Annotated in this window: 12 protein-coding genes; all 12 read right to left on the reverse strand. The window is 46.4% G+C overall.

The features are described 5' to 3' along the window. Window positions 1-216 precede the first annotated feature (216 nt). The 12 genes from ARB69_RS10720 to ARB69_RS10775 all read right to left on the reverse strand — a co-directional run bounded on the left by ARB69_RS10720 (window position 217) and on the right by ARB69_RS10775 (window position 13,853). Window positions 217-1,746 (reverse strand): glucosyltransferase domain-containing protein, encoded by a 1,530-nt coding sequence (locus ARB69_RS10720; protein WP_055153059.1) that lies wholly within the window; start codon window positions 1,744-1,746, stop codon window positions 217-219. Window positions 1,747-1,822: 76 nt separating this feature from the next. Further along, window positions 1,823-2,809 (reverse strand): glycosyltransferase family 2 protein, encoded by a 987-nt coding sequence (locus ARB69_RS10725; protein ID WP_050640935.1) that lies wholly within the window; start codon window positions 2,807-2,809, stop codon window positions 1,823-1,825. Between the two features lie 15 nt (window positions 2,810-2,824). Next, on the reverse strand, window positions 2,825-4,411 hold the full coding sequence (locus ARB69_RS10730; RefSeq protein ID WP_055153061.1) for an S-layer homology domain-containing protein: 1,587 nt from the start codon (window positions 4,409-4,411) through the stop codon (window positions 2,825-2,827). Between the two features lie 140 nt (window positions 4,412-4,551). Then, complete coding sequence (locus tag ARB69_RS10735) at window positions 4,552-5,466, reverse strand: nucleotidyltransferase family protein (RefSeq protein ID WP_055153063.1); 915 nt, start codon at window positions 5,464-5,466, stop codon at window positions 4,552-4,554. A gap of 38 nt (window positions 5,467-5,504) precedes the next feature. Then, window positions 5,505-5,780, reverse strand: a complete 276-nt coding sequence (locus ARB69_RS10740) for an HPr family phosphocarrier protein (protein WP_025655660.1) — start codon at window positions 5,778-5,780, stop codon at window positions 5,505-5,507. Window positions 5,781-5,798: 18 nt separating this feature from the next. Further along, window positions 5,799-7,094, reverse strand: a complete 1,296-nt coding sequence (locus ARB69_RS10745) for a YbbR-like domain-containing protein (protein WP_050640938.1) — start codon at window positions 7,092-7,094, stop codon at window positions 5,799-5,801. Beyond that, window positions 7,081-7,953, reverse strand: coding sequence for a diadenylate cyclase CdaA (gene cdaA, locus ARB69_RS10750; protein WP_025655658.1), 873 nt, complete (start codon window positions 7,951-7,953; stop codon window positions 7,081-7,083). The genes ARB69_RS10745 and cdaA overlap by 14 nt, the downstream gene beginning before the upstream one ends. An 88-nt stretch (window positions 7,954-8,041) precedes the next feature. After that, the gene (locus tag ARB69_RS10755; protein ID WP_055153065.1) at window positions 8,042-9,199 is read right to left on the reverse strand and encodes a hypothetical protein; all 1,158 of its coding nucleotides are present in this window, start codon (window positions 9,197-9,199) and stop codon (window positions 8,042-8,044) included. Window positions 9,200-9,202: 3 nt separating this feature from the next. Further along, window positions 9,203-9,598 carry a hypothetical protein gene (locus tag ARB69_RS10760; protein WP_050640940.1) on the reverse strand — a complete coding sequence of 132 codons (396 nt, stop codon included), beginning with the start codon at window positions 9,596-9,598 and terminating at the stop codon, window positions 9,203-9,205. Between the two features lie 231 nt (window positions 9,599-9,829). Next, window positions 9,830-10,528, reverse strand: a complete 699-nt coding sequence (locus ARB69_RS10765) for a ComF family protein (RefSeq protein ID WP_055153067.1) — start codon at window positions 10,526-10,528, stop codon at window positions 9,830-9,832. Beyond that, a complete protein-coding gene (locus ARB69_RS10770; protein ID WP_055153069.1) occupies window positions 10,510-12,720 on the reverse strand; it encodes an ATP-dependent RecD-like DNA helicase in 2,211 nt (736 codons plus the stop codon). The genes ARB69_RS10765 and ARB69_RS10770 overlap by 19 nt, the downstream gene beginning before the upstream one ends. Before the next feature lie 143 nt (window positions 12,721-12,863). Beyond that, window positions 12,864-13,853 carry a rod shape-determining protein gene (locus ARB69_RS10775; protein ID WP_025655654.1) on the reverse strand — a complete coding sequence of 330 codons (990 nt, stop codon included), beginning with the start codon at window positions 13,851-13,853 and terminating at the stop codon, window positions 12,864-12,866. Between the last annotated feature and the right edge of the window lie 431 nt (window positions 13,854-14,284).

Consider the following 14,284-nt stretch of genomic DNA (forward strand, 5'->3'; position numbering starts at 1 on the left):
CATATACTGCGGCTATGCCGCAGACCCGCACGCAGAACTTGTATTACGAGATGCCCTGCGGTATTCTTTAATAGTGAATCTCAATTCATAGATTAGGTTATACATTATCTGTTATATGATACAATACTTTCGGTAAAAGGACAAGTGAAATCTATGTGTTCTTTAACATTTGCTTAATATTTCCGTAATATAATTCGGTTTTTACAGAATAGCCAACTACCGGCCCAGATTGATTTTGTACCACTTGTCCGTCGGTTCTGATAAATATATAATTACGGTGTCTTCTGTTTCCTTTATGCTATTCTCCCCGGGCCATGGCTCCATTCCCGGTGTCAACTCTAAAGCATGCTCTATCTGCCCCGGTGTCGGCTGGTTCAGGCTATATCCTACTGTTTTCATAAAATTACACATCCTGGAGATATTTCCGTCATCCCATTCAAAGATGGCGCTGCCGACAGTGTCTGACTTTACGAGCCCTACGTCATCCATAGGTTCCATTCCAATAAACACAACTGCTTTCTTGTCATACTCAATCCCCTGGCTTTTGATATCGTACATCACCTGGTTCGCAACATTTTTGTCATATTCATAGGCCACATTTGCCGAGTAAAAAAGCATATTCATATTTTTCGCATTTAAAAACAGCAAGTAGGCCCCGCCAATCATCCCCAGCCGCTTAAGCAGTGGCTTCTTCAAAACAGAGAGGATCAGATACATTTCAACAGCACCTGAAAGGGCCAGTCCCAACAGAGTACGGCCATGCGTCTTGTAGGTGCCGAGGGCCAGATATAATATAAAGGGGGCGGCCGTCAGCGCGACTGTAAAAAACAGAATGCCCAGCCTCCTTACCGCATGTTTTTCTTTCAGAAAACTCCACACTGCAAAAACTACAAATAAAACAGTAACTATCCGGATCACTTCGCCGCCGTATATGTACTCTTCACCAACCGGAATTGCAAAAGATACCCTTGCAACATTAGCCAGTGCCATAAACAGAGCCTTCCCAATACCGCCCTCCTCAAACCATCCCACGTAATTATCTGCCAGATAAGTAGATGCTCCGAATAATTTCATTAGCAGAAGATTAATACCATAATACCCCGCAAGGCCGGCAGCAAATACGCCGGCCCATCTCACAAGTTTTTTCCCGAGGCCATCCATACCATCCAGATAATTTTTCAGGCAATACGCCACAACCGCAGTCACGTAAACACAGGTGTAAGCCTGATAAACAGCAAACGCATAAATCAGCATAATCAATGCATACAACCATTTTCTTCGGCATTTCTCTTCAATTGCCTCAACACTGAACATAAATCCCACTGCTGTACACAACATCCCTGACGCAATCTGTAAACTGAACATAGAAAAAGAGAACATTTCACCCATCACAAACGGTAAAGAGCAGAAGTAAGCCTGAAAAAAAAACAGCGGAACTTTTTTTGCTTTATCTCCAAATAAGGTGAAGCCAAACAGTGCTCCACCTGCGTTCCATAAGATAATAGCAAGGATATCCCATAAAACTGGCGCATACCGCCCATTATCCATGGAAAGAAAGTTAAATAAATCAATTCCCCATCTACCCTGGACAAACCATTTAGTAAAAGGTTCCTCAATCTGTATCCAGGTTTCTTCATCAATTGATACCCCCGGATTTACAAGCATATAAATAAAACACAGAAATGATAAAATACCCGCAGCAATAAAAACAGTCCTGTTTTTCTTAAAAAAATCATTCACTCTCATCTTATAGTTCTCCTGATAAACCGGAGTCTGCAGTGGTGAAACACTCCAGACTCCGGCCCTACTCTTATGTCACTGTCTATTTAGACTTCTTTTTCAGTTTTCTTTGTCCCCAGTCTGCGGCATAAGCCCATGTATTCACAAAAAGTTCCCATTCTATCCGGCAATAATGGAAAAAGAATTTCCACTGGAACGGCACTTTTCGGCACATATTCAAAGTTTTCAGTCCTTCTTTAAGTCCATCACGGTAATCCTTTCCAAATCCATTTTTACAGAAAAACAGATACTTCATTACGTAACCTGCCGTCAACGGCAGAAAATTCAATGCCAACTGAAATACTGGCATATTTTTGTAATTTAGATAAATACTGTTTCTTGCAGACAGTTTTACTTTAAACGTGTTATACTTTGATCCACTTGTACCACTGCCCACATGGCGAACCAGCGCTGTTGGACAGTAAGTATTTTTATATCCGTAAATTTTTGCTCGGTAGCCTATGTCTATATCCTCTAAATATGCAAAATGGCTTTCATCAAAATAACCTATTTTTTCGAAAACAGATTTCCGGTATATTGCAGCTCCTGCGCAGGCAGAAAAAATCTGGTCTGTCTTCCTATAATTCTTTACTGACCGACTTACTCCGCGGCAGATCCCCCAGCCCAGCAGTGTATACAGATCCCCTGCACTGTCGATCAGATCCGGGTGGTATAATTGGATCATCTTGCTGCTCACCGAAAAAATCTTACAGCTTCGTTTCATTGCCTTGACCATTTCCTCTACGTAATGTTTTTCAACAACTGTATCATTATTCAGAAGTATTACATAGGGGGTATCAGACATCTTTATGCCCTTATTCACAGCATAACTGAATCCATAATTTTTATCAAGCGCTTCTACTTGTATGTTTGGATATGAGCTTCTCATATAATCCAGGCTTCCGTCCGTCGAACCGTTGTCTACAACAAGTATCCTGAAATCTTGATAGCTTTGCCTTGCCAGAGATTTCAAACATGGCTCCATAAAATGCCTGCCATTATAATTTGGAATGATAATTGTAACTTCCATTACATATCCTCACTTTTATCTTTTTTCTATTCCTGTCATGTAGCGCATCAGCATCGTCGCACACGCTGCACGGTCAGTCGAGCTGCCCGGGGCCAGTGAACCATCACCGTTTCCGCTTATAATGCCTGCTCCTACGGCCCATTTAACCGCTTCCATTGCAAACTGGCTTGTCATTTTCCCGTCTGGAAATTGATCCAGACTGCCGCCAGCTGATACATTATAACCTCTGTATTTTGCATATCTATTCAGCATAACTGCCAGCTGTTCACGCGTGATTTCATCTCCCGGTCCGAAATATCCGTTTTCATATCCCGTAGTAATTCCTGCCGATGACGCCCATAAAGCCCCGCTTGTATAAAACTCATTATTCTTTACATCTGGAAATCTGGGTGAATATGACACCTCCGGTGACCCTGCCATACGATACAGTATTGTTACGAACTGCCCTCTGCTCACTTTTTCAGAGGCACCGAATGTGGTGGAATTCAGCCCCGTCATCAATCCATTCCAGTACATATAATAAACAGCATCATAACACCAGCTGTCCTTGCTTAAATCTTTAAAAGGCAGGGTATCATCCATCCAGAAATTCAGATCCACATTTCCGCTGATTCCATCCACTTTCCCTGAAGAGGTACACTGCCATATGTCGTAATTTCCGCTGTAATCACAGGTAGTATTATATTGTGCAACCCATTTCGACCATGAACTGTTATTGAATACAGGATCTGTCAAAAGCCTGCTCCACCAGTCCAGATTTGCATATATTCCTGTTTTGTAACCTGCATTTGAAATTGTATCACAGAAAGTTTTTGCTATACTGCCCAGCATCTTTGTTCCGACGCCTGCTGTGGAACTGTCTTCCATATCCAGATATACCGGATAGGATGGTGTATGTCCCCTTAAAAGGCGCAGAACATGCGCTGCCTCACTTTTCGCCATTGTGATATCGGTCGCATAGGAATAAATATATACTCCATATGGTATTCCAAGGCCTTCGCATTCTGATACATTTCTTGCCCACTGTGCATCGTCCTGGTATGAATAATCATCACCGTATCCACAACGCAGTATGGCAAAATCAATGCCATCACTCTTCACTTTATTCCAATCGATTATTCCCTGATGTTCACTGACATCAATCCCCTTTTTCGCTGCCCCCACAATTATATTTCCGGTATTGTTGACATAAACACCATTCACCTTTTCCCATGCATTAGGATGCTGTGCGTAAAGCTCAATCCCCGGAATCGGACTTCCGTCCTCATACCTCCAGCTGTTCTCACGTTTTCCCCCGTCTTCTGTTTGAGCTTCACCGCCTTCTGAATTGCCAGAATTTTCAGATGTAGACTGATCACTATTTGCTGCAAAATCAGCGCCGTTATCTGCTGCTTCATCCCCCGCTGCCTTTTCCACATTATTGTCTGTGTATTCGCAGTAGCCCCCGTCCGGTTCACTGCCATCTATATTCTGAATATCCTGTGCTATCGGATCTCCGCCCATCGCTGCTGCATTGCTAATCGTCCCACTGACCGGTGCTCCGAGCGTTATCATACCAATACCAAGTACCGCCGCAATTAATCTTCTTATGTGTTTTAACATCTAGCATCTCCTCTCTGTAGTTAACAATTGCCACCTGCTAAGTATATATACTTTTTCCTGCCCTTGTCAATAGAACACTTCAAGCACAAAGGCATATGCATCCTTTTTTATGGATACACATGCCTTCTTCTCACTCAATTCTAAAATAACTTCTCCGGATATACTCCCGCATCAACAAGTCCCCTTACCGCTGAAACCACAGCATCTTTATCTTCCTTATAAGTTACTCCAAACCATTTATCCCCGGACTTCAGCACCTTAACGGCCAGTTTTCCTTCTCCCAGCAGCTCCCCTATAATCGTTGGAAGGAGGTATTCGGCTTTTAGGTTCTCCTCATCTGTCATACTCAAAAACTCTTCAAAACCATCCACAAGTATCTGGAAGAAGTCCGGCCTCAGTCCCCACATGTTCATGGAAACCGGAGACTCCACATCAATCTCCCGGCTGCCGCATTCCTTCTGCACGACCGCCCGGCCGTCAACTTTTTCGATGTTATGGGTCTCCTCGATGTCTGCAAGCATGCCATTTTCATCCACGCTGCATACACCGCGGGTCACTGCCCCATTGTCGCTCAGTGTATTTTTTAACACAAAACTGATCATGCAGATCTCCATACCATCGCTTCGGGACTCCGCCGTGAGATATTCAAACCCTTCTTTGAATGCCTGCTTACCGTAATAATCATCCGCATTGATCACAAGAAACGGCGCGTCCACCACATCCTTGCAGCAGAGAATCGCCTGACCGGTTCCCCATGGCTTTGTTCTTCCGGCAAACCGCTCTTTATAAGGCTCTGGAATATCATCCACCTCCTGGAAGGCATAATCGACATCGATTACCTTCTCAATCCTGTTTCCAATCACTTCCTTAAAATCTTTTTCCAGATCCCGTCTGATTACAAATACAACTTTGTCAAATCCTGCCTCCATGGCATCATAGATCGAATAATCCATGATAATCTCACCGTTCGGCCCAACCGGCTCCAGCTGCTTAATGCCCCCGCCGAATCTGCTTCCAATACCAGCCGCCATAATCACTAATGTAGCTTTACTCATCTTTTTCTCCTTATTTCTGCCTTATCATAGACTGTATTCTATTCTCCTAAACCATCTTCTACAATACGTACCATCTCCCGGAGTGCGGTTTCCTCGTCGTCTCCTTCACAGATAATCCGAATCTCATCTCCGCTTTTAATGCAGGCGCCAAGCACGCTTAACACGCTTTTGGCATTCGCTGTTACATCCTCGGACTTTGTTTTCTTCTCCACCGTAATCTTGCTGCCATATTGCATGGCAGTTCTGCAGAACAGGCCTGCGGGCCTGAGATGCAGGCCTGTAGGGTTCTTTATCGTAACTTTTTCGCTTACCATGTGAACTCTCTCCTCCCGTTATTCTTCCTTTGTTACGCTTTGCTCCTCTTTTTCATCTTTCTCAGTAAGAGTAACCTTTACCGTTGGATTCTTCAGCAATGTAATATTGGAACCATTCGCGCCGTCCATATCCAGATCCACGTTTACCGGCACTTCGTATGACCCCGGTTTTGTATAAGTCTTTAAATCTATATATACTGCATTTTTCACATCCAATTTCTCAAGTGCTTCCTGAGCGCCTTTAAACTGCAGCTGAATATCTGTATTGTCCTCAAAGGATACCCTGAGATTATCCTGCACATTATTCACCCGGATGGATTCTGCGAGAAGCTCAATCGTTCGGGTTCCTTCCTGCTCAATGGATACGGTTACTACAACATTATTGGCGGTCTCGTCTACCAGTTTTATCCCCTCCGGCAGATATGGCACAATATCAATCGTCTGCTCCAGCTTTTCCGTAGCTCCGCTGATGTCGATCTCTGAAGCCGGTACGTCCAGTTCGGTGAACCCGCTCAGGGCCTCCGCCGTACCGCAGACCTGAATCCGCTCCGGTTCACTGGTAAGGCCGCTGTACACATATCCTTCTTCCGGAGTCCCCATAACATTGAAATTCAATGCTACGCTCTTTGTATTGAGTATCTCCACCTCGACGGTAATGCCATCCTCCCCCAGATTATCTTTCAGCTGGCTCTTATCCACCGGATTGCCGTTGCTGTCATAATAGGTAAGCTCGGCCTGCAGTACTGTCGTCTTGGACAATCCCGATACATCCACCTTTGCCACCGCTTTATCAATACTGTTGACCAGTGATTCCGCCCCGCTCACGGTAACCTTCGCCGGATTGGTCGGCGTATTGCCGACTACATACCCGTCACGCGGTATGCCCGTCACACTGACATTCACCGGGAATGGATTCTTTGTCTGATCCTCTATCTTAACCTTTAGGTTGCCTGGTGTTGCTTCCGCGGTATACTTTCCTTCATAACCTGGAACTGTTGCTGTGATGGGAATCAGTGAACTGATCTGCATCTCACTCATGTCCGCCGTCGCAATGATACTGCTGCTGGACAGCTTAGCCAAAACTGATCTCTTCGCACGCACTACCACACTTACCTTCTGTGTGTCGTCTAATATCTTATAGGTCTTTCCTTCATTTGTCACAACCTCGGTATTCTGTACCGTAACATCTATATTCCGGAAGGTCGTCGACTCCACCGGATCATCTATATTCACTACGATCAGCCACAACAGGGCAGCGAAAACCAGTGCCATAATCTTCAGCCCCAGGTTGTTCGTAAACTTATATTTCTTCATGCCTCTGCCGTCCTTTCCGTATAGTAAATTTCTTGCCTTCCGCAGTTCTATACTGGATTTGGTTCAGCCTTGTGGCAAGGTATTCCGGCGTAACTCCTCTCGCAAGCTGCCCGCCCATCGCAACGGAAACCTGGCCCGTCTCCTCGGATACAACAATAATCAGTGCATCACTTACTTCACTCATCCCCAATGCAGCTCTGTGCCTGGTCCCCAGGTCTTTGCTGATTGACATGTTATCTGAAAGCGGCAGATAACATGTGGCTGAAGTAATTCTGTCTCCTCTTATAATTACAGCTCCGTCGTGAAGCGGAGTATTATGTTCGAATATATTCAGCAGAACCTGGGAAGAGACTTTGCAGTCCAGTTCGATTCCGGTCATCTCATATTCCGTAAGACGGATGGCTTGCTCTACTACAATCAAAGCCCCTGTACATACACTCCCCATGTCAAAGCAGGCTTTTACAAGACTCTCCAGCGTTACATCGGAGAACCTCTGGTTTTCTCTGCTTCTGTCAAACAGATTGATATTGCTCAGAAGGTTTTTCTCCCCCAGCTTTTCCAGCGCCCGCCGCAGCTCCGGCTGAAAAACCACCACAGCGGCTATTGCCAGAACGTTGATCGACTCTCTGGCAAGGAACAATATGGTATGCATCCGAAATATAGCAGCTACCAGTATAAACAAGCCAAGGACGATCATGCCCTTCAAAAGCATCCATGCCTTTGTATTCTTAATCCACAGCATAATCTCGTAGACGATGATCGATACAATGATAATCTCTATGATATCTGTCAGGTGAACATTCGGAAAGTACATGTCGCTCACATAGTTGTCAAAAAACGTTTTGATCCACTGTTCCATTCTGCCACCTCCTGTCTTAATTATGAATGCTGCTCCCTTTATTCATTTAATGCCCAAAGAACATAAGTCCCTGAGTTCCCCTTAGGTATTATTTATCTTCCAGATCTTCAAGATTTATACCCAATTCTTTGGTAAGGCTTCTTGTCAGCAGAATCTCGTCCGCCGCCCTGGCGTGATCTATCTTTTTCGCGTGTTCCCCCTGTTTTGGCGCCGGGCGCTTTCTCTGCGCATGCGGCTCCCCTGCCGCCCTCTGTACATTTGAAGTATCAATCAGCACCGTCTCCTGGCTGTCCTGTGACTCCTGCCATTCACTCTGGTCCTGTCTTTCATTAATATGCTTCACACTCATCTCAGGTGCAGCTACTACAATTTTCGGAACGGCTTTTACATAATAATAATATTCATCATCCTCAAACTGCATACGCTCCGTTCTGGAATAGTTCACAGAAAAGAACAAAAACTCCAGCACCAGCCCAACCACAATCGCTGCAACACCGCTGACCACCATTGTAACGTATGACAGATGCGCGTCCAGTGTAATATTCCCCGCAGCAGCGATGACAATGCCTGCAATCGCACCAGCGACCGATCCGATCTTCCATGCATGGTCAACGGATCTTGTGCGTACGGCATATACAATCAGAAGACTGACGGCAGCCGCAATCACCATCACCCACATCTCCTTATTGGTCAGAGACTGCTTTGTGAAAACCATCAGGCTGTCCACCAGGCCTTTTGCATCCCCTCCCTTGAGGGCGGTGGATGACATCTTTACGAAATGCAGCATATAGTAAACAATCGTCCCAAATGCAACGGGAAGCACACAGACCGGCGTTCCCAGTAAGCCAAAGGCAACCGGAATCACAAACGGAACCTTCAGTGCAAACGCAACCGGCGTCAGCAGAACAAGCCATGCTTTTTTCGGTGTAAACCGGAAATAAAAGATGTACATGATCAGAAAAATCGCCAGAGATACAAGAGCTATGGGCATGGATAAGGTATAAAAATGCAGCAGTACCAGCAGCGTGGCTGCGATCACCATCACCACCAGCGGCAGAAATGCACAGACTGCGGAAAGCCCCACAGTACAGACAATAGACGACGCCGCCTTCATAAAACCGATGTTGGAATTAATCAGGCCGAAGACACAGAGTCCTAAAATAAATTGTAATGCTTTCATTATATATGTGGAATACTTCGCATATATTTTTTGCAGTTGCTCTTTCCAGACAAGTAAAGTACTCATATTTTATTTTTTCTCCTTCATACACATCTTTCCCAGGCGGGATAAATCCCGGTAATACTTTTTCACACGCTGTTTTGCTTTATTGTGCTTCGACTTGTAAAAGCTGCTGGCACATACGCAGTAAGCCACAAGTAAGATAATATATGCACCCACCACGACAGCCGCGATTATAATCAGCTTTGCAACCGTCAGATCCTTCAGCATTGCGTCGATGCTGCACAGGATAACCAAACCTGCGGCAATGGCGTATCCGATCGTGACCCAGATCGCTGTGATCAGTGTGTTGAGACTTGAATAATCTTTCTTATAATAACTGCTGATTTTCAAATCATCCGGCGCCAGAGTGTTCTCATATGCCGCCATCTTTGTCATCAGCCTGATGCGCTCCTTATCTAACATTTCCTCACCTCTAAGTTTTCTTTCAGTGCAGGCACGCCTTGGCGTACTTGCGGCGAGGCACGCGTCATGCTCTGCATGACATCATACTTCTGCGCGCCTCTGCCGCCCGCCGGCGGCTTTATTCCGGAAGGAGACCAGACTCCCTCCTAAATTTAATTTTTCTTAACCACCTGTAAAGGTGGGAGTCTTATCTCCTTTTAAGATAAACATCATTTTTAGTATAGCATATACTCAGAGTCCTTGTCCAATGCTTATAGTTAAAAAATACACTTTTTCAGCTCCTGCAAGTCTCAGCATTTTTGCGCATCTGCGGATCGTGCTGCCGGTCGTATAGATGTCGTCTACAATCAGTACTTTTGCCTTTACCGTCTCTTTTCCGGACACCCCGAAGGCCCCTTTCAGGTTGCGGATTCTCTCCGTGCCATTGAGGCTTTTCTGCGGCCTGGTTTTGCGTATCCTGTAAAGCACGTCTTTCCTAACCGGTATATGAAGAAGGCAGCCCAGCTCCTCAGCCAGTATTTCCGCCTGATTATATCCACGTTTTCTTTTTCTGGCGGGATGGAGCGGAATCGGGATGATCTCTTCAACTCCCCACCTTCTGATTTGAACCCCGCAGTGTTCCGCCATTTCCCCGGCAAATATCCGGCCGTAATTCCTTTTATTTCCATACTTGAACCGATAAATTGCGCCCGAAACAGGCTCCCTGTGCACCCATACGCTCCGCCCCTGTTCATAGGCGGCATCATGTTTTGCGCAGTCCCTGCAGTATTCCTGTTCCGCCTTTTCGAGCGGCTTGCCGCAGCGCATGCATCGTGGTTCCTGTACATAGATAATCTTCTTTTTACAGGCACTGCAGATCCCCTGTTCCGATATTCTGCCGCAAAACGGACAGACCTGCGGATAGAGCAGATTTAAAATCCGCGTATACACTCCGCCAGGCTTGTGTAACGGTTCTGTTCGTTTTTGTTCTGTATCATTTCCTGAAATGTCGCTTCACTCCCCACTATTGTCAGGCATTTTTTTGCACGGGTTACCGCCGTATATAAAAGATTTCTGTTATATAGCATGCGCGGTCCCTGCAGCAGCGGTATCACTACCGCAGGATATTCGCTCCCCTGAGATTTGTGGACCGTAATGGCATATGCCAGTTCCAGTTCTTCCAGCATCTCGAAGGGGTACTTTACCGTTCTTTTCTCATCGTACTCGACAACCATGGATTCATCATAGGAATTGATTTCCTTCACAATCCCCATATCTCCGTTAAAGACTCCCATGCCTTTATCCACAGTGAGTCCGAATTTGGTGCAGATTTCCCACTCCAGCTGGTAGTTATTTTTTATCTGCATCACTTTATCCCCAACACGGAACAATCTTTGCCCGCTTTCTTTTTCCGCTTTCTCCGGAGAAGGCGGATTCAGATAACGCTGCAGGATTGTATTCAGCCGCTCCACCCCCAGCAGTCCCTTCCTTGTGGGAGTCATGACTTGAATCTCCGTGGGCAGTGCATCGACATACCTGGGAAGCTTTTTCTGAATCAGGGTAATCACTACACTGATAATCACATCTGCTTCCTGCCGTTTTAAAAAGAAAAAGTCACGGCTCTTGTTGTTCAGTACGACAGGTTCCCCGGCATTGATCTTATGGGCGTTCACAACAATATCGCTCTCGCCTGCCTGACGGAATATCTTTGTCAGCGTTACCACCGGAAACGAGTCCGAAGCGATAATATCCTTCAGAACACTCCCGGGTCCCACGGAAGGGAGCTGGTTCACATCCCCCACTAATATAAGCCGGGTGCCTTCCACAACGGCTGAAAGCAGGGCATGCATCAGCGGAAGGTCTACCATGGACATCTCATCAATAATCAGCACATCCGTCTCCAGGGGATTCTGCCGGTTACGCATAAAGCCATTTACATTGCCCTCTTCCTCCGGATTCCCGCTGACCTCCAGGAGGCGGTGGATCGTCTGCGCCTCATATCCGGTGGCCTCTGTCATTCTTTTAGCGGCCCTTCCTGTAGGCGCCGCCAGCAGAATGCTCATCCCCTCACTCTCAAAAAACTGGATCATGGTATTAATTGTAGTCGTCTTACCGGTCCCGGGCCCGCCGGTCAGGACCAGAAGCCCGTGCTTGATGGATTCTATCACCGCCCTGTGCTGCATGGGGTCTAGGGAAATCTGTTCCTGCCGCTCCACCTTTCTGAGCCGCTTCTCCATCATGTCCTCCGGCATATTGCAGTCGATATTCAGATCATGCAGCATCCTGGCCGTATTGAGTTCCAGGTAATAATAGCGGGCCGGATAGATCCTGATCTCGCCCTCCGCCTCTTTGCGCACCGTCTTTTTCTCAATGCAGAGATCCATGATATACTTTTCCACATCCTGGATGTTCACCCCAAGAAGCTGCCCGGCGCGGGCCTCCAGTACCTGTTGGGGCAGATAGACATGTCCCTCCAGGGTGGACTGCTGCAGCGTGTAAAAAATACCGCTTCTGATTCTGAAATCCGAATCCGTATGTATCCCTATTCTGGAAGCGATTTCGTCGGCCGTCTTGAACCCCACGCCTTCTATGTTATCCGCCAGCTGGTACGGGTTCTCCTCAAGCACCTGGTACAGCTTCGTTCCATAATACTTGTAAATCTTAACGGCGAGAGTCGTGGATATCCCATATTTCTGCAGATAGATCATCGCCCGGCGCATATCCTTCTTCTCTTCTACCTGCTCGGCAATCTCCCTGGCCTTCCGCTCGCTGATCCCCTTCACCTCAGCCAGACGCTCCGGTTCCTCCTCAATGATGCGGAACGTATCCTCTTTGAACTTCCTCACGATTCTCCCTGCCAGCGCCGCTCCAACCCCCTTCACGGCCCCGGATCCCAGATAACGTTCTATAGATACAAGATCCTCAGGCTCCTTTACCTCATGGGAGTTCACTTTGAGCTGGCTTCCATACACACTGTGGTTCACAAACTCCCCGTGCAGTTCCAGCATCTCCCCCTCATTAATATAGTTAAAACTGCCAACGCAGGTAGTCTCCCCGTCTTCATTTTCCAGATTAAATACCGTATATCCATTGTCCTCATTCCGGAACACAATATGCTCCACATATCCGGTGACTACTTCCAAAATTTCCTCCTAACCGGAGCCTTTCGTCTCGCAGAGTATCCGCGGAACGTCCGGCAGGCTCCTCCGTAACATAAGTTAAGACAGACCCCTTCGACAGCGCATTGCACCGTCTGAAGCAGTCTGTCCCACCCTGACTTTCTCCCTTAGAAGTCAGTCCTGCCGCTCATAAATTCTACGAACTGACCTGTTCCAATCGCTACAACCTTCATGGGGTCTTCGGCGGTCATTGTATGAATCCCTGTCTTCTCCTCAATCAGTTCCTCCAGACCGCGCAGCATGGCGCCTCCGCCGGTCAGTACGATACCCCTGTCCAGAATATCCGCGGAAAGCTCCGGCGGTGTCTGTTCCAGTACGGCAATTACTGCCTCTACAATCTGCCCTGTAGCCTCCCTCAGCGCTTCCTCAGTCTCCGAAGACGTCACCGTGACTGTTTTCGGAAGTCCTGTCACAAGGTTCCGTCCTCTGACCTCTATGGTCTCTTCCTCGACAAGAGGATATGTTGTCCCAATTTTAATCTTAATATCTTCCGCCGTGCGCTCACCAATCAGCAGATTATGCTTCTTTCTCATGTAACGCACGATTGCCTCATCAAAATCGTCCCCTGCAATCTTGATCGAAGTGTTGACCACTGTACCGCCCAGCGAAATCACTGCTATATCCGCAGTCCCGCCTCCGATATCCACAATCATATTCCCGCAGGGCTTGGATATATCAATCCCCGCGCCGATCGCAGCCGCTACCGGTTCTTCTATCAAATGTACTTCTCTGGCTCCTGCAGCAAACGTGGCCTCTTCCACCGCTTTCTTTTCCACCTCCGTTACACCGCTCGGCACACAGATACTGATGCGCGGCTTCTTAAAAGTCCTTTTTCCAAGCGATTTCTGTACAAAATATTTAATCATTTTCTCAGTAACCGTATAATCCGAAATAACCCCCTGGCGCAGCGGCCGCACCGCAACAATATTCCCCGGAGTTCTTCCCAGCATCAGGCGCGCTTCTTCCCCGATCGCCTTGATGACATTCGTATCCCTGTCAAACGCTACAACTGAGGGTTCCTTCAACACAACCCCTTTTCCTTTTACATACACCAGTACGCTGGCTGTTCCCAAATCTATCCCGATATCTACAGACATATTTACGCTCCCTTCCACAACCCATATTACTCTTTATCTCCACTCATTCGTACTCCTCTGCCCCGCAGAAATTTTTCTTCAAGTATATTTTTAAACACGCCTTGGTCTAGATAAATTTCTCTGTTTCCTCATGCAGTCTCTCCCCAACTTGCACCAATAGTATAATAAACTTTTCCAGAAATGGAAACCCCTTTTTTGTATTTTTAGTATTTCTTAAGGATTGTAAAAATACACCCGCCAAAATACGACCTTTTTTATATTTTATGATACTGGTATGTAGTACCCAAAAATATAAGATGTTCTGTTTATACTTATTTAGTATGCAGAATTCGAAAGTTTTTATGTCAGCGTTTCAGCAATAATTAAAATAAGAGTTCTCGAGAGTGCTCAATCAATAATCTGAGGCGTGAAATCTCAGCCCGCTATGCTTT

Origin of the sequence: Faecalicatena contorta (genome assembly GCF_001404335.1) — a bacterium.
GTDB lineage: Bacteria > Bacillota > Clostridia > Lachnospirales > Lachnospiraceae > Faecalicatena > Faecalicatena contortus_B.